The organism is uncultured Citricoccus sp., assembly GCF_937871995.1.
Lineage (GTDB): Bacteria > Actinomycetota > Actinomycetes > Actinomycetales > Micrococcaceae > Citricoccus.
Genome location: NZ_CALMQR010000055.1, coordinates 92,727 through 107,875 on the forward strand (window position 1 = coordinate 92,727; position 15,149 = coordinate 107,875).

The 15,149-nt window shown below is 72.6% G+C and carries 18 protein-coding genes; 17 read left to right on the plus strand and 1 reads right to left on the minus strand.

Going from position 1 to position 15,149, the window contains the following annotated elements; all coding sequences use genetic code 11:
* The first annotated feature begins 41 nt into the window (after positions 1-41).
* The 9 genes from pnuC to Q0283_RS05965 all read left to right on the plus strand — a co-directional run bounded on the left by pnuC (position 42) and on the right by Q0283_RS05965 (position 7,208).
* Complete coding sequence (pnuC, locus tag Q0283_RS05925; protein ID WP_298043659.1) at positions 42-800, plus strand: nicotinamide riboside transporter PnuC; 759 nt, start codon at positions 42-44, stop codon at positions 798-800.
* Complete coding sequence (ribD, locus tag Q0283_RS05930) at positions 797-1,837, plus strand: bifunctional diaminohydroxyphosphoribosylaminopyrimidine deaminase/5-amino-6-(5-phosphoribosylamino)uracil reductase RibD (protein WP_298043661.1); 1,041 nt, start codon at positions 797-799, stop codon at positions 1,835-1,837. The genes pnuC and ribD overlap by 4 nt, the downstream gene beginning before the upstream one ends.
* 19 nt (positions 1,838-1,856) lie before the next feature.
* Entirely contained in the window at positions 1,857-2,504 is a 648-nt protein-coding gene (locus Q0283_RS05935; protein ID WP_298043663.1) for a riboflavin synthase, read from the plus strand.
* Positions 2,501-3,832, plus strand: coding sequence for a 3,4-dihydroxy-2-butanone-4-phosphate synthase (gene ribB / locus Q0283_RS05940; RefSeq protein ID WP_183525651.1), 1,332 nt, complete (start codon positions 2,501-2,503; stop codon positions 3,830-3,832). The genes Q0283_RS05935 and ribB overlap by 4 nt, the downstream gene beginning before the upstream one ends.
* Positions 3,829-4,296 (plus strand): 6,7-dimethyl-8-ribityllumazine synthase, encoded by a 468-nt coding sequence (gene ribH, locus Q0283_RS05945; RefSeq protein ID WP_298043665.1) that lies wholly within the window; start codon positions 3,829-3,831, stop codon positions 4,294-4,296. Before ribB ends, ribH begins: the two co-directional genes overlap by 4 nt.
* 68 nt (positions 4,297-4,364) lie before the next feature.
* Positions 4,365-4,628 carry a phosphoribosyl-ATP diphosphatase gene (locus Q0283_RS05950; RefSeq protein WP_183525657.1) on the plus strand — a complete coding sequence of 88 codons (264 nt, stop codon included), beginning with the start codon at positions 4,365-4,367 and terminating at the stop codon, positions 4,626-4,628.
* A gap of 72 nt (positions 4,629-4,700) precedes the next feature.
* Positions 4,701-5,552, plus strand: coding sequence for an ATP phosphoribosyltransferase (gene hisG / locus Q0283_RS05955; RefSeq protein ID WP_010142504.1), 852 nt, complete (start codon positions 4,701-4,703; stop codon positions 5,550-5,552).
* A gap of 11 nt (positions 5,553-5,563) precedes the next feature.
* The gene (hisF, locus tag Q0283_RS05960; protein WP_010142505.1) at positions 5,564-6,334 is read left to right on the plus strand and encodes an imidazole glycerol phosphate synthase subunit HisF; all 771 of its coding nucleotides are present in this window, start codon (positions 5,564-5,566) and stop codon (positions 6,332-6,334) included.
* A 106-nt stretch (positions 6,335-6,440) separates the two neighbouring features.
* Positions 6,441-7,208: a GNAT family N-acetyltransferase gene (locus tag Q0283_RS05965; RefSeq protein WP_298043671.1), complete on the plus strand. Its 768-nt coding sequence runs from the start codon at positions 6,441-6,443 to the stop codon at positions 7,206-7,208.
* Between the two features lie 7 nt (positions 7,209-7,215).
* On the opposite strand, the gene Q0283_RS05970 is transcribed toward Q0283_RS05965, so the two are convergent.
* On the minus strand, positions 7,216-7,872 hold the full coding sequence (locus Q0283_RS05970) for a TIGR03085 family metal-binding protein (RefSeq protein ID WP_298043673.1): 657 nt from the start codon (positions 7,870-7,872) through the stop codon (positions 7,216-7,218).
* 39 nt (positions 7,873-7,911) lie between these two features.
* On the opposite strand from Q0283_RS05970, the gene hisI reads away from it, so the two are divergent.
* From hisI to lgt, 8 genes are all read left to right on the plus strand, one after another.
* Positions 7,912-8,319: a phosphoribosyl-AMP cyclohydrolase gene (hisI, locus tag Q0283_RS05975; protein ID WP_298043676.1), complete on the plus strand. Its 408-nt coding sequence runs from the start codon at positions 7,912-7,914 to the stop codon at positions 8,317-8,319.
* Positions 8,312-9,928 (plus strand): anthranilate synthase component I, encoded by a 1,617-nt coding sequence (locus tag Q0283_RS05980; RefSeq protein WP_298043678.1) that lies wholly within the window; start codon positions 8,312-8,314, stop codon positions 9,926-9,928. The genes hisI and Q0283_RS05980 overlap by 8 nt, the downstream gene beginning before the upstream one ends.
* A complete protein-coding gene (locus tag Q0283_RS05985) occupies positions 9,925-10,521 on the plus strand; it encodes a Trp biosynthesis-associated membrane protein (RefSeq protein WP_298043681.1) in 597 nt (198 codons plus the stop codon). The genes Q0283_RS05980 and Q0283_RS05985 overlap by 4 nt, the downstream gene beginning before the upstream one ends.
* Positions 10,522-10,627: 106 nt before the next feature.
* Positions 10,628-10,900: an HGxxPAAW family protein gene (locus Q0283_RS05990; protein ID WP_298043683.1), complete on the plus strand. Its 273-nt coding sequence runs from the start codon at positions 10,628-10,630 to the stop codon at positions 10,898-10,900.
* Positions 10,900-11,724 carry an indole-3-glycerol phosphate synthase TrpC gene (gene trpC / locus Q0283_RS05995; RefSeq protein WP_298043685.1) on the plus strand — a complete coding sequence of 275 codons (825 nt, stop codon included), beginning with the start codon at positions 10,900-10,902 and terminating at the stop codon, positions 11,722-11,724. The genes Q0283_RS05990 and trpC overlap by 1 nt, the downstream gene beginning before the upstream one ends.
* Before the next feature lie 44 nt (positions 11,725-11,768).
* Complete coding sequence (gene trpB / locus Q0283_RS06000) at positions 11,769-13,079, plus strand: tryptophan synthase subunit beta (RefSeq protein ID WP_298043687.1); 1,311 nt, start codon at positions 11,769-11,771, stop codon at positions 13,077-13,079.
* The gene (gene trpA, locus Q0283_RS06005; protein ID WP_298043689.1) at positions 13,079-13,900 is read left to right on the plus strand and encodes a tryptophan synthase subunit alpha; all 822 of its coding nucleotides are present in this window, start codon (positions 13,079-13,081) and stop codon (positions 13,898-13,900) included. Before trpB ends, trpA begins: the two co-directional genes overlap by 1 nt.
* Complete coding sequence (gene lgt / locus Q0283_RS06010; RefSeq protein ID WP_298043691.1) at positions 13,897-14,931, plus strand: prolipoprotein diacylglyceryl transferase; 1,035 nt, start codon at positions 13,897-13,899, stop codon at positions 14,929-14,931. The genes trpA and lgt overlap by 4 nt, the downstream gene beginning before the upstream one ends.
* The last annotated feature ends 218 nt before the right edge of the window (positions 14,932-15,149 follow it).

Consider the following 15,149-nt stretch of genomic DNA (forward strand, 5'->3'; position numbering starts at 1 on the left):
AGCATGATTCCCCGGAGCCGCCGCGTTCCGAAGGGAGAATCATGGACATCATGCGGTGGCTCGTCGACCTGTTCACCTGGTACATCCCCGTCGCCGGCGGGGGGCTGCTGGTGCGGGAAGTGGTCGGCAACATCTTCGGACTGGCCTCGGCCCTGGGCGGCATGCGCCGCAAGGTCTGGGCGTGGCCGGTCGGCATCATCGGCAACCTGATCCTGCTCACCGTGTTCCTCTCCGGCCTGTTCGGCGGGGCGGACACCGCGAACCTGCTGGGTCAGGCCGGTCGCCAGCTCATGTTCATCGCCGTGTCCGTCTACGGCTGGCGGCAGTGGCGCCGGGCCAGGGCCGAGCGCCACGGCCGGCACGGTATCGCCGACAACACGGCCATCTCGCCGCAGTGGGCCGGCTGGAGGGCCCGCATCGGGATCGTGGCCGCCATGGTCATCGGCACCGTGGCGCTCACGCCGCTGTTCAGCGCCCTGGGATCCTACGAGCCCGTGTGGGCGGACGCCTGGACCTTCGTCGGCTCACTGATCGCGACCTACGGGATGGCCCGGGGCTGGGTGGAGTTCTGGCTGGTCTGGGTGGCCGTCGACGTCGTGGGCGTCCCGCTGCTGTTCAGCGCCGGTTACTACGCCAGTGCCTTCATGTACCTGTTCTACGGCGTGTTCACCCTGGTCGGGTTCTTCGTCTGGGTGCGCGCCAAGGCACACGAGAAGCCGGAGGTCGAGACCCTCATCCCGGACCCGACGGTCCGGCCGGCCGCGCAGGACCCCGTCCCGACCCCGGTCCACACGCCATGAGCGGGACAGGCACCGTGGCCGTGGAGGCCACCCTCGAACTGGCCGTGCAGGCGGCGCTGCGCGGACCCCGGGGCGCGAACCCGCTGGTCGGCGCCGTGATCACCGTCGGGGACGAGGTGGTGGCCACCGGTCATCACCGCGGCCGGGGCACGGACCACGCCGAGGTGGACGCGCTGCGGCAGTTCCGGGGCGGAGGCCACGATGCGGCCGGTGCCACCCTGTGGGTCACGCTCGAGCCCTGCGACCACACCGGTTCCACGGGTCCGTGCACCGAGGCCATCCTGGCCTCCGGCATCCGGTCGGTGCGCTACGCCGTCGCCGACCCCACGGGGACCGGTGGCGGTGGAGCGGCCCGCCTGCGCGCGGCCGGTGTGGACGTCGCCCGGGTCCCCGACACCGCCGCGGGGACAGCACTCTCGCTGAACCGCCGCTGGCTCGCCGCCCGGGACGCCGGACGGCCCTTCGTCACCGGGCACCTGGCGCAGTCCCTCGACGGACGGGTGGCCGCCGCGGACGGGACGAGCCAGTGGATCACCGGCGAGCAGTCTCGCCGCCACGCCCACGAGGTCCGCTCTCGGGTCGACGCGATCGTGGTCGGCACGGGCACCGTCCTGGCGGACGATCCCCGGCTGACCGCCCGCCGCGACGACGGCACGGAGCATCCCGTCCAGCCCGTGCCGGTGGTGCAGGGCCTGCGCGACGTCCCCCGTGACTGGCTGCACGTGCGCAGCCACGACCCCGCCGAGGTGCTGGCCGCACTCGAGGGGCGGGGCGGTCCCTGGCCCCACGGCGGCGCCACCCCCGGCCACCTGCTCATCGAGGGCGGCCCCACCGTGCTCTCGGCCTGGCTCGCGGCGGACCTGGTGGACGAGCTGTTCGTCTACCAGGCACCGCTGGTCATCGGGCACGGCCCCTCCGGGCTGCACTGGCCGGAGAACACCACCCTGGGCCAGTCCCGCCCCCTCACCCTGGACGACGCCGAGACGGGTGGACTCAGCCGCCTCGGCCAGGACGTCCTGATCCATCTCTCCGCCTGATCACCCCGAAGGAAGAAACATGTTCACCGGAATCATCACCGAACTGGGCACGGTCTCCGCGCTGGAGTCCCTGCCGGAGCAGGACGCCGCCCGGCTGACCCTGCATGCCCCGCAGTCCCTCGTGGGCCTGGAGGACGGCGGCTCGATCGCCGTCAACGGGACCTGCCTCACGGCCACGGACATCCGGGCCGCCGCGGGCACCGTCACCGTCGACGTCATGGGCGAGACCCTGCGCCGCACCACCGTGGGCACCCTGGCCCCCGGGGACCGCGTGAACCTCGAACGCTGCGTCCCGGCGAACGGACGCCTGGACGGCCACGTCGTGCAGGGCCACGTCGACGGCACCGGCACCGTCGCCCGGATCGAGGTGCACGGCGACTGGCGGCAGGTGCGCATCGCCCTGCCGGCCGGCCTGGGCCGCTACGTGGCCGAGAAGGGCTCGATCGCCGTCGACGGCGTCTCCCTGACCGTGAGCGCGGTCAGCGCCCCGGCCCCGGGGCAGGACTGGTTCGAGGTCGGCGTCATCCCGGCCACCCTGACCGCCACGACCCTCGGCACCCGTGTGGTGGGGGACCGGGTGAACCTCGAGGTCGACGTCCTGGCGAAGTACGCCGCCCGCCTCCACGACTACGACCGGGCCCTCGAGACCGAGGAGGTGACGGCATGAGCGCGATCCACCTGGACCCGATCGGAGCCGCCGTGGCGGCCATCGCGGCGGGACGGGCCGTCGTCGTGGTCGACGACGAGGACCGGGAGAACGAGGGGGACATCGTCTTCGCCGCCGATGCCGCGACCCCCGAGCTCGTCGCCCTGACCGTGCGGTACACCTCCGGTGTCCTGTGCGCGCCGATGCCCCCGGACGTCGCCCGCCGCCTCGAGCTGCCGCCCATGACGGACCGCAACGAGGACCCCAAGGGCACGGCCTACACCGTCAGCTGCGACGCCATCGCCGGCACCACCACGGGGATCTCCGCCGCCGACCGCGCCATCACGCTCAAGGTCCTGGCCGACCCGTCGTCCACGGCGGACCTGGTCAGCCGGCCCGGCCACCTCTTCCCGCTGGTCGCGGCCCAGGGCGGGGTCCTGCAGCGCCGCGGCCACACCGAGGCCGCGGTGGAGCTCTCCCGCCTGGCCGGGCGCGCCCCGGTGGGTGCCATCGCCGAACTGGTCAACGACGACGGCACCATGATGCGCCTGCCCGAGCTGCGCCGGTTCGCCGACCGCCACGGCATGCCGCTCGTGTCGATCGAGGACCTCGTGGCCTACCTCGAGACCGGGGTGGACCCCGCGCTCGAGGGGCCCGGGTCCATGGCCGTGCCCACGGTCAGCCTGCCGACCCGGTACGGCACCTTCCAGGTCTCCGTGCACCCGGACCACGAGACGGGTGCCGAGCACATGGTGCTGCGCGCCCCCGTGCCGGACATGATGGACGCCTCCGGCCGGCCCCCGCTGGTCCGCCTGCACTCGGAGTGCCTCACGGGTGACGTCTTCGGCTCCGAGCGCTGCGACTGCGGCGCCCAGCTGGAGCACGCGCTGCGCCAGAGCGCCGCCGAGGGCGGGACGGTGATCTACCTGCGCGGCCACGAGGGCCGGGGGATCGGCCTGGCCAACAAGATCATGACCTACGCCCTGCAGGACGCGGGCATGGACACCGTGGCCGCCAACGAGCACCTGGGCCTGCCGGCGGACGCGCGCAGCTACCGCTCGGCCGCGGCCATCCTGCGGCGGATGGGACTGTTCCGCATCCGGCTGGTCACGAACAACCCGGACAAGGCGGAGCAGCTGACGCGCGCGGGCATCCACGTCGAGCAGATCGTGCCCAGCCCGGCACCGGTGACCGAGCACAACCGCGACTACCTCGCGACCAAGCGGGACCGGATGGCCCACCGGCTGGCCGGGGACCTGGTGCCGGATCGCAGCAGCACCACACCCCCGAGGGGGACCCCCACGATGACACCCCTCACGACACCCACGACCACAGGAGGACAGGCATGAGCGGACACGGAGCACCCCAGGGACTGGACATGACCAAAGCGCGCGCGGAGTCGCTGCGCGTCGCCGTCATCGCCGCGCAATGGCATGACGAGGTGATGGACGGGCTGCTGGCCGGCGCCCGCCGCGCGGCCGCCGAGGCCGGGATCGAGGCGGTCGAGGTGCGGGACCCGGGCACGTTCGAGCTGCCGGTCGCGGCCGCCCGGCTGGCGCCGCGGTTCGACGCCCTGGTGGCCCTGGGCGTCGTGATCCGCGGCGGCACCCCGCACTTCGAGTACGTCTGCTCCGGGGCGACGGACGGACTCGTGGACGTCTCCGTGCGCACCGGGACCCCGGTCGGCTTCGGGGTGCTCACGTGCGACACCGAGGAGCAGGCGCTGGACCGCGCCGGGCTTCCCGGTTCCAGCGAGGACAAGGGCTACGAGGCCTTCCAGGCCGCCGTCCTGACGGAGCTGGCCCTGCGCTGACGCCCCACGTTCTTCACATACGACGGCGACGGTCCGGGGCGGGGCCGCGCGGTCGGTACGCTAAAGGGGTGAAAACCTTCGATGAACTCTTCGCCGAGCTGCGCCACAAGGCCGAGACACGGCCGGAGGGCTCCGGCACCGTCGCCGAGCTCGACTCCGGGGTCCATGGGATCGGCAAGAAGATCGTCGAGGAGGCGGCCGAGGTCTGGATGGCCGCCGAGTACGAATCCGACGACGAGGCCGCGGAGGAGATCTCCCAGCTGCTGTACCACCTGCAGGTCCTGATGATCGCCAAGGGCCTGACCCTGCAGGACGTCTACCGGCACCTCTGACCCGTGCCGGTTCCCGCACCCGGGATCGCCCCCGTCCACCCACTCGTCACCACCCCAGGAGAACCAGCACCCATGCTGCGCATCGCCGTCCCCAACAAGGGCGCCCTGTCCGAGGCCGCCCGCGACATGCTCCAGGAAGCCGGCTACCTCCAGCGCCGCGACTCCAAGGAACTGGTCATGATGGATCCGGAGAACCAGGTGGAGTTCTTCTACCTGCGCCCCCGGGACATCGCCGTCTACGTCGGCCAGGGCACCCTGGACATCGGCCTGACCGGCCGGGACCTGTTCCAGGACGCCCAGGTGAACGGCTCCGCCGAGGAGATCATGGCCCTGGGCTTCGGCAAGTCCACGTTCCGCTTCGCCGCGCCGGTGGGCCGGTTCTCGTCCCTGGCGGACCTCGAGGGCAAGCGCATCGCCACGAGCTACGACGGGCTGCTGGAGGACTACCTGTCCACCCAGTCGGTCAAGCCGGAGATGATCGTGCACCTGGACGGTGCCGTGGAGTCCTCCGTGAACCTGGGCGTCGCCGACGCCATCGCGGACGTCGTGGAGACCGGTTCCACGTTGCGGGCCGCCGGCATGGAGACCTTCGGCGAGCCCATCATGCGCTCCGAGGCCATCATCATCGGCCAGTCCGGCAAGCGTCCCGAGGGCCTGGACGTGCTGCTGCGCCGCCTCCAGGGCGTGCTGGTGGCCCGCCGCTACGTGATGATCGACTACGACGTCAGCCGGGAGAACCTGGAACGGGCCTCCGCCGTCACCCCGGGGCTGGAATCACCGACGATCTCGCCGCTGCAGGACGAGGGCTGGGTGGCCGTGCGCTCGATGGTGCGCAAGGAGGACACCAACAAGGTGATGGACGAGCTCTACGACATGGGGGCCCGCGCCATCCTGGTCTCCGCCATCCACGCGATCCGGATCTGAGAGGAGCCCCCGTGACCGTTGCCGTACGTGTCATCCCCTGCCTGGACGTCGATGCCGGCCGGGTCGTCAAGGGCGTGAGGTTCGAGGACCTGCGGGACGCCGGTGACCCGGTCGAGCTGGCCCGCCGGTACAACGAGGCCGGCGCGGACGAGCTGACGTTCCTGGACGTGACCGCGTCCACGGCCGACCGCTCCACCACCTATGACGTGGTCGCCCAGACCGCCGAGGAGGTCTTCATCCCGTTGACCGTCGGGGGCGGGGTGCGGTCCGTGGAGGACGTGGACAAGCTGCTGCGCTCGGGTGCGGACAAGGTCTCCATCAACACCGCCGCGGTCGCCCGGCCCGAGGTCATCGACGAGATCACCCGGCGCTTCGGCTCCCAGGTGCTCACCCTGTCCCTGGACGCCCGCCGCACCGACGACCCCTCCGTGGCCTCCGGCTTCGAGGTCACCACCCACGGCGGCCGGCAGGGCACCGGCATCGACGCGGTGGCGTGGTGCCGGGAGGCCGCCGAGCGGGGGGTCGGGGAGATCCTGCTGAACTCCATCGACGCGGACGGCACCCAGGAGGGCTTCGACCTCGAGATGATCCGCGCGGTTCGCGCGGTCACCACCGTCCCGCTCATCGCCTCCGGCGGCGCCGGCTCCCCGGAGGACTTCCCGCCGGCCATCGACGCCGGCGCGGACGCCGTGCTGGCCGCCTCCATCTTCCACTTCGGTCCCGTGGACATGATCGCGCGGGTGAAGCAGGCCATCCGGGAGGCTGGTCACCCTGTCCGCTGAGGATCCCCGGACCGGTCGGGCCACCCAGGTCACCCCCCTCGTCCTGCAGCGGCTGACGGCACTGGGTTGGCCCGCGATCGAGGTCCAGCAGGTCGAGGGCTGGTCCGTGCGGTTCTCCTCCGGCATCACCCGGCGCGCGAACAGCGTGCTGTCCACCTCGATGCCGCGGGACCCCGCCGAGATCTCCGCGGCCGTCGACGAGGTGGAACGGCGCGCCGCCGAGCGCTGGCTGGCCCCGACCTTCCAGGTCTGGCAGCCGGCGTCGGGGACGTGGCCCGGTTCCGCGGCCGTGCCCGGACCGGACGGCACGGCCGGCGAGGACGACGACTTCCTCGAGGGGCAGCAGCGACTGGCCGACCTGCTCGAGCGGCGGGGTTACGAGAGCGTCGCCCCGACGCGGGTGCTGTGGCTGGGCCGTGAGGACATCCCGCAGCACACGGCCTGGGACCCGCGCGTGGGGATCGCCGAGACCCTCTCCGACGCCTGGCTGGACGCCCACATGGGCACCTCGGCCGACGCGATCGACCCCGCCAGCCGCATGGTCTACCGCCGCCTCCTGGCCGGCGGCAGCAGCCGGTTCTTCGACTACCCGGACGAGGACGGGACGCTGGCCGCGATCGCCAAGCTCTCCATCGTGCACGAGACGCCGGAACGGTCCTTCGGGGGCGTGTACGCCGTGAAGGTGCGCAAGGACCTGCGCGGCCGGGGGATGGTCGGCCCGATCATCGACGCGATCTTCCACCACGCCGTCCGGATGGGCCTGGAGGGGATCTGGATGCAGGTGGAGGAACGCTCGGAGAAGGCGCTGGCGCTGGCCGAGGACCTGGGCTTCACGACGGCGGCGCGGTACCGGTACCTGACCCGGCCCGCCTGAGCGCAGGTCAGTCGACGACGACCAGGGCGTTGTCCCGCCGCCCGAAGGCGTGCATGACGAGCTCGCCGGCCGGCCCCGAGATGGTCCGGGAGGGCTCTCCCGGACCGGGCCTGCGCGCGACGACCCGCTGGCCGGTGCTGCGGGCCAGCACGATCCCGGTGTCCTCGGAGCGATAGCGCAGCCGGGCCGAGCGGGCCAGCTCGGTGAACAGGGCGTCGGCGTACTCCTCGGCGAGGTGCCGCGGGGCCCAGCGGTGCTGGGCGCGCCGCACGTCCTCGGTATGGACGTAGAACTCCAGCAGGTTGGTCGCCTGCGCGGCCCGTCGCACGGCCGGCAGGTGCTGCAGCCGCTCGGCGAGCCGGCGCCCCGCCGAGGGGCCCGCGCTGATCCGCGCCACGAGGTCCTGGTAGGCCTCCGGGGTCGCCGCCGAGTCCCCGAGGTCCATGGTCCGGCGCTCCAGCCGGGACTGGAGGGGCTTCACCACGAGCCCGGCCACCAGCGGCGACCCCTCGCGGAGAACTATGTGCGCGGCCAGGTGCTGGGTCTGCCAGCCCTCACAGAGTGTCGGCTGGCCGGGGCCGGCCGACAGCAACGCCTCCACGAGTGCGTCGCGGGACGCGGCGGTGAAGTCCCTCGACGGGGCCCTGTCAGTGTCGTTCGGCATAACACGCCCCACGCTACACGGCGCATAGACTGGACCACCATGGAACAACCCGCCACGCTCGATCCCGCCATCTCCCGCCTGCTCAAGAAGAACCCCGACGGACTCGTGGCGGCCATCGCCCAGCAGCACGACACTGGTGAGGTGCTGATGCTCGGCTGGATGGACGAGGAGGCGCTGCGCCGGACGCTGACCTCCGGCCGGGCGACGTACTACTCCCGGTCCCGCCAGGAGTACTGGCGCAAGGGGGACACCTCCGGGAACACGCAGGCCGTCGTCTCGGTGTCCCTGGACTGCGACGGCGACGCCCTGCTGGTGCACGTGGACCAGACCGGCCCGGCGTGTCACACCGGGACGCGGACCTGCTTCGACGGCCGGCGCCTGCCGACGTCGACCGCCCCGGCGCCGGGACCCACGACCTTCCCGATCGCGGGGCACCCCCATGCGTGAACTCGGCGGCATCACCCCCTCGGCCGGGGAGTTCTCCGTCCTGGCCCGCCAGCACCGGGTCATCCCGGTGACCATGACCCTGCTGGCGGACGGCCTCACCCCGGTGGGGATCTACCGCCGGCTGGCCGCCGACGTGCCCGGCACGTTCCTCATGGAGTCCGCGGCGCAGGGCGGGGTGTGGTCCCGGTACTCATTCATCGGAGCCGGCAGCTCCGCGACGCTGACCACGCGCCGCGTCGAGGGCGGGGACGGACAGGTCGGTGTCAGCGCCCAGTGGCTCGGCACCCCGCCGGCCGGGGTGCCGACCGAGGGTGACCCGCTGGAGGTGCTCCGCGCCACCCTGGACCACCTGGCCACGGATGCCTGGGACGGCCCGGGGTCGGACCGGCCGAACCTGCTGTCCGGGATGGCCGGCTTCCTCGGCTGGCCCACGGTGCGGCGCTGGGAGAGGCTGCCCTCCCCGCCGCCGGACGACCTCGGCCTGCCCGAGCTGGCCCTGAACCTGATCACCGACCTGGCCGTGCACGACAACGTCGACGGCACCGTGACCCTCGTGGCCAACGCCATCAACCGCGACGGGCTGGACTCCGGGGTGGAGGCGGCCCACGCCGACGCCGTCGCCCGCCTCGAGTCGATGGTCCGCCGGCTCACGGCACCCACCCACGACCCGGTCTCCACGGCCCCGCCGGGCTGGCCGGACCTCGCCCCCGGTGAGCTGGCGACCCACGTGCGGGACTCCTGGACGCAGGAGGGCTTCCTCGACGCCGTGGCCAAGGCCCAGCAGGCCATCACCGACGGCGAGGTGTTCCAGATCGTGGTGTCGCGGCGCTTCTCCGCGGCGACCGACGCCGGCGGACTGGACGTCTACCGCGTGCTGCGGGCCATGAACCCGAGCCCCTACATGTACCTGTTCACCTTCGAGCGGCCCGACGGCGGCCGGTACCAGATCGTCGGGTCCTCGCCCGAGGCCCTGGTCACGGTGAACGACGGCTCCGTGATCACGCACCCGATCGCCGGGTCCCGGCCCCGCGGGGCGACGGTGGCCGAGGACCACCTGCACGAGAAGGACCTCGTCAACGACCAGAAGGAGCGTGCCGAGCACCTGATGCTGGTCGACCTGTCCCGCAACGACCTGTCCAAGGTCTGCGTCCCGGGGTCCGTGTCGGTCACCCAGTTCATGGAGGTCGAGCGCTTCAGCCACATCATGCACCTGGTCTCCCACGTGGAGGGGCGGCTGGCCCCGGGCAGCCGGGCGCTGGACGTGCTGGCCGCCGCCTTCCCGGCCGGCACCCTGTCCGGCGCCCCGAAGCCCCGGGCCCTGCAACTGCTGGACGAGTGGGAGCCCCAGGAACGCGGACCGTACGGGGGCGTGGTGGGCTACTTCGACCTCGCCGGGAACATGGACATGGCGATCAACATCCGCTCGGCCCTGCTGGTGGACGGCACCGCGTACGTCCAGGCCGGTGCCGGGATCGTCGCGGACTCCGTCCCCGAGGCGGAGGCGGCCGAGACGGTCACCAAGTCCAGCGCGCCGATGCGCGCCGTGCTGGCCGCCGGCCGGTTGCGGACCCTGCAGGTGCCGGACGCCGGGGACGAGGACGCGCAGTGAGCCTGACGCGACGCACCGCCGTGCTGTGGGCCATCGCCGCCGGGGCCGTGATCCTCGGGTCGGGCGCCCAGACGTGGATCCAGGCCAGCGGGCTGGCCGGGGTCCCGGATGCCACGGTGACGACCACCGGGAACCAGGCCGCCGCCGTCGTGCCCGCGATGGCCCTGGTGGGGATGGCCTCGGGCGTCGCCCTCTCGATGGCCCGGCGCATCGGCCGGGTGGTGACCTCGGTGCTCCTGGTCCTGGCCGGGGTGGCCACCGGATGGTCCGCGGTGAACGCCACGCTCCGGCCGGCGGACGCCGCCCGGGCCCAGGTCTCCGCGGCCACCGGCACCACGGCCGACGCCGCCGCCTACGCCCTGACCTTCTGGCCCTGGGTCACCCTGGCGGCGGGCGTGCTGCTGGCGGCCTGCGGGATCGCCGTGCTGGTGGCCAGCCGCGGCTGGCGCGAGAACCGCCGCTACGACACCCGGGCCACCGCCGCGACGGCCGCCGGGACCGGTGCCGGCGACGGCACGGGGCCGGGGGCCACCGGGCCCGTCGACGAGATCGACGCCTGGGACGAGCTGACCCGTGGTGAGGACCCGACCTGACCGTGGCGCCCCGGCCGTGATCTGCCGTGATCTACGCAGGGCCGGGGCGGTTCCGTGGCAGAATGAACGGCAGAACCGATCAGCTTCCGCAGGAAAGGTACGGTCCATGACCACCACGCGCCCCACCTCCGACGACGACCTCGTCCTGAACGACCCGACGCACGCCGAGCCGCTGGGCCACGGCAACTCGCCGGCCGCCTGGACCCTCGTCCTGCTGCTCCTGCTCGGTGCGGTCCTGGTGTCCATCGGCATGCTCGCGGACCTGATGTTCCTCACCATCGCCGGCATCGTCGCCGCGGTGGCCGGAGTGATCGCGGGCTTCGTCATGGGCAAGGCCGGCATGGGCACCAAGGGCCACGCCAAGGCCGCGCGCCACTGATGGCGACGGTTCTCGACGAGATCATCGTCGGGGTCCGCCAGGACCTCGAGGCCCGGCGCCGCGAGGTCCCCCTGGCCGCCATGCGGGAGCGGGCCGAGGAGGCCGTGCGGACCCGCCCGGCACGGGACGCCCACGCCGCCCTCGCCGGTGGCCGCGAGGATGCCGGCGGCATCCGGATCATCTCCGAGGTCAAGCGGTCCAGCCCGTCGAAGGGCGCGCTGGCCGAGATCTCCTCGCCGGCCGACCTGGCGCGGCAGTACGAGGCCGGGGGCGCCGCCGCGATCTCCGTGCTCACCGAACAGCACCGCTTCGGCGGGTCGCTGGCCGACCTCGACGCCGTGCGCGCCGCCGTGGGCATCCCGGTGCTGCGCAAGGACTTCACCGTCGACGAGTACATGGTCTACGAGGCCCGCGCCCACGGTGCCGACCTGGTGCTGCTGATCGTCGCGGCCCTGGACGACGCAGAACTGGCCGGACTGCTGCAGCTCACCCACGATCTCGGCATGAACGCCCTCGTGGAGGCGCACACCCCCGAGGAGATCGAGCGGGCCGTCGCCGTGGACGCGCGCATCGTGGGCGTGAACGTGCGCAACCTCAAGACCCTCGACGTCGACCCGCACAACTACCGCAACCTCGCCCCGCACCTTCCCGAGGGCGTGGTCCGGGTGGCGGAGTCCGGGGTGGAGGGACCCGAGCAGGTCGCCGGCTACGCGCAGGACGGTGCCGACGCCGTCCTGGTCGGCGAGGCCCTGGTGAAGCACGGCGACCCGTCCCAGGCGATCCGGGACTTCCGCGCGGCCTCGGTGACGGCCCGGGCCCGCTGACATCCGGCACCACAGCACAGGCACTGAACAGACTGGACCGAGACATGATTGAGCACACCGGCAGCTACCAGAACCAGCCCGGGCCGTACTTCGGCCCGTACGGCGGCCGCTGGATGCCCGAATCCCTGATCGCCGCCCTCGAGGAGGTCGAGCGCACCTTCACCGAGGCCCGTGAGGACCCGGAGTTCATCGCGCGACTGCAGGACCTGTTCACGAATTACGTGAACCGGCCGTCCCTGCTCACCGAGGTGCCCCGGTTCGCCGCCGACACCCCGGGCGTGCGGGTCTTCCTCAAGCGCGAGGACCTCAACCACACCGGTTCGCACAAGATCAACAACGTCATCGGCCAGGCACTGTTGGCGCAGCGGATGGGCAAGACCCGCCTCATCGCCGAGACCGGGGCCGGTCAGCACGGCGTGGCCACCGCCACGGCGGCCGCCCTGTTCGGCATGGAGTGCACCGTCTACATGGGCGAGGTGGACACCCAGCGCCAGGCCCTCAACGTGGCCCGCATGGAGATGCTCGGTGCCGAGGTCGTGGCTGTCACGACCGGTGCCCGCACCCTCAAGGACGCCATCAACGACGCGTTGCGGGACTGGGTCGCCTCCGTGGACACCACCCACTACCTGCTGGGCACGGTCACCGGACCGGCGCCGTTCCCCGCCATGGTCCGCTACTTCCACTCCGTCATCGGCGAGGAGGCCCGCGAGCAGGTCCTGGCCCAGACCGGACGCCTGCCGGACGCCGTGTGCGCCTGCGTGGGCGGCGGATCCAATGCCATGGGCATCTTCCACGGTTTCCTGGACGACCCGGGCGTCGAGCTCTACGGCCTGGAGGCCGGCGGGGAGGGCATGGACACCGGCCGCCACGCCGCCTCCATCAACCTGGGCCGCACGGGCGTGCTGCACGGAGCGCGCACCTACCTCATGCAGGACGAGGACGGACAGACCGTCGACTCGCACTCCATCTCCGCCGGCCTCGACTACCCGGCCGTCGGTCCCGAGCACGCCTGGCTGCACGACACCGGCCGGGCCACGTACGAGCCGGTCACCGACACCGAGTGCATGGACGCCTTCCAGCGGCTGTGCCGGACCGAGGGGATCGTGCCGGCGATCGAGTCCTCCCACGCCCTGGCCGGCGCCCTGCGACTGGCCCGCCGCTGGGCGGACGAGGGTCTCATCGGCCCGGACACGCCCGAGGACGAGCAGAAGATCATCGTCGTGAACCTCTCCGGACGCGGCGACAAGGACGTGGCCACCGCCGCGAAGTACTTCGGGATGCTGCCGGACGCCGAGACCCCCGCCGGCGGGGACGCCGAGGCCGTGGCGGCCCGGCCGGAAGGAGCCCAGAGCTGATGTCCGAGACCGTCAACACCGTGCACTCGCGCACCGCCGAGGCGATCGAGGCCGCCCGCGCGGCCGGGCGCACCGCCCTGATCGGCTACCTGCCCGCCGGGTACCCCACCGTCGAGGACTCCATCGAGGCGGCCGTGGCCCTGGGCAACAACGGGGCGGACGTCATCGAGATCGGCATCCCCTACTCGGACCCGGTCATGGACGGCCCGGTCATCCAGGCGGCCACCAGCCAGGTCCTGGCCGACGGCTTCCGGATCGACTCCGTGTTCGACATCGTCAAGGCCGTCTCGGCACGGACCGACGCGGTCGTGCTCGTGATGACCTACTGGAACATCGTGGACCGGATGGGCGTGGACACCTTCGCCCGCCGGCTGTCCGAGGCCGGGGGAGCGGGCATCATCACCCCGGACCTCGTCCCCGAGGAGGCCGGTGACTGGTTCGAGGCCTCGGACCGGTACGGGCTGGACCGGGTCTTCCTCACCGCCCCCAGCTCCACCGACGAGCGGATCAAGCTCGTCGTCGGGTCCAGCCGCGGCTTCGTCTACGGCGTCTCCGTCATGGGCGTCACCGGCGCCCGCACCGAGGTCTCCTCGGCCGCCGAGCAGGTGGTGGCCCGTGCCCATGCGGCCGGTGCCCCGCGCGTGGCGGTCGGGCTGGGGATCTCCCGGCCCGAGCACATCCGCGAGATCGGGCGGTACGCCGACGGCGCGATCGTGGGCACCGCCCTGGTGAGCGCCCTGCGCGACGGCGGCCCGGCCGCCGTCGGGACGCTGACCGCCGAGCTGGCGTCCGGAGCGGTGAGGGACGGGGCCGACGCGTGAACGCGGTGCTGGTCACCGGAGCCATCCCCGCCCCCGGCTGGGACGGATTCCACCTCGGACCGGTGACGGTCCACGCCTACGCGCTGTGCATCATCGCCGGGATCATCGCCGGCCTGTGGCTCGGTACCGCCCGCTGGAAGGCCCGCGGCGGCCCCGAGGGCGGCATCATCGACGTCTCCATCTGGGCGATCCTGTTCGGGCTCGTCGGCGCCCGGCTCTACCACGTGTTCTCCTCGCCGGACGCCTACTTCGGCCCGGGGTTCGACGGCACCGGGGACCTGACGAGGATCTGGCGGGTCTGGGAGGGCGGCCTGGGGATCTGGGGCGCCGTGGCCCTGGGTGCGGTCGGCGCCCTGATCGCCTGCCGGCGGTACGGGTTCAAGCTCTCCGCCTATGCCGACGTCGTGGCCCCCGGCGTGCTGCTGGCCCAGGGCATCGGCCGGCTGGGCAACTACTTCAACCAGGAACTCTTCGGTGGACCCACCACCCTGCCGTGGGGCCTGCAGGTCAGCCCCGAGAGCCCCAACTGGCCCGCCGGGACCCTGGAGGGCACGCTGTTCCACCCCACGTTCCTCTACGAGATGCTGTGGAACCTGGCCGGCGTCGGGCTCCTGCTGCTCATCGACCGGCGACTGCGCCTGCGCCGCGGGATGATGGTCTGGGCCTACGTGGCCTGGTACACGGCCGGGCGCACCTGGATCGAGATGATGCGCATCGACGATGCCGAGATGATCACCCTCTTCGGCGTCACCCAGCGGCTCAACGTGTGGACCTCCCTATTGCTGTTCCTGATCGCCGTGGGCTTCCTCATCGGGCTCTGGGCCACCCGGCCCAGGACCGCCGAGGCGCGGGCCGCCGCCGACTCCGTCTGGAGGCCGGGCCGCGAGCCGTCCGCCGTGGAGGAGGGCCCGGACGCCGCCGCCCCCGCCCCGGCCGGGACCACGCCGGAAACGGAACCGACGCCTGATGGTCACAAAGTTAACGCGGACGAAACACAGAATGAGGGTTTTTCGCGTCGAAACGACGCGTGAGCCCCCCACCGGTCGCTAGTATTTACTCCACTGCACCGGCCACGGGTGACGCGGATGATCTCCAGCGTGCCTGAGCCGTCACCGGGGCCAACGACGTCCCCTTCCACCGCCCGAGTTCGCTCGGCACACCGGAAGGACCTCCATGACGTCACGCCCAGCTGCGGAGAACGCCCCCCGAGACGATGACGCGGCGCTGCCCGACGACAGCGCCGCCGAGG

Excerpts from the sequence above, each read along its gene's own strand:
- pnuC (WP_298043659.1), top strand. The coding sequence starts at position 42 with ATGGACATCATGCGGTGGCTCGTCGACCTGTTCACCTGGTACATCCCC.
- ribD (WP_298043661.1), top strand. The coding sequence starts at position 797 with ATGAGCGGGACAGGCACCGTGGCCGTGGAGGCCACCCTCGAACTGGCC.
- Q0283_RS05935 (WP_298043663.1), top strand. The coding sequence starts at position 1,857 with ATGTTCACCGGAATCATCACCGAACTGGGCACGGTCTCCGCGCTGGAG.
- ribB (WP_183525651.1), top strand. The coding sequence starts at position 2,501 with ATGAGCGCGATCCACCTGGACCCGATCGGAGCCGCCGTGGCGGCCATC.
- ribH (WP_298043665.1), top strand. The coding sequence starts at position 3,829 with ATGAGCGGACACGGAGCACCCCAGGGACTGGACATGACCAAAGCGCGC.
- hisG (WP_010142504.1), top strand. The coding sequence starts at position 4,701 with ATGCTGCGCATCGCCGTCCCCAACAAGGGCGCCCTGTCCGAGGCCGCC.
- Q0283_RS05970 (WP_298043673.1), bottom strand. The coding sequence starts at position 7,872 with ATGCCGAACGACACTGACAGGGCCCCGTCGAGGGACTTCACCGCCGCG.
- hisI (WP_298043676.1), top strand. The coding sequence starts at position 7,912 with ATGGAACAACCCGCCACGCTCGATCCCGCCATCTCCCGCCTGCTCAAG.
- Q0283_RS05980 (WP_298043678.1), top strand. The coding sequence starts at position 8,312 with ATGCGTGAACTCGGCGGCATCACCCCCTCGGCCGGGGAGTTCTCCGTC.
- Q0283_RS05990 (WP_298043683.1), top strand. The coding sequence starts at position 10,628 with ATGACCACCACGCGCCCCACCTCCGACGACGACCTCGTCCTGAACGAC.
- trpC (WP_298043685.1), top strand. The coding sequence starts at position 10,900 with ATGGCGACGGTTCTCGACGAGATCATCGTCGGGGTCCGCCAGGACCTC.
- trpB (WP_298043687.1), top strand. The coding sequence starts at position 11,769 with ATGATTGAGCACACCGGCAGCTACCAGAACCAGCCCGGGCCGTACTTC.
- trpA (WP_298043689.1), top strand. The coding sequence starts at position 13,079 with ATGTCCGAGACCGTCAACACCGTGCACTCGCGCACCGCCGAGGCGATC.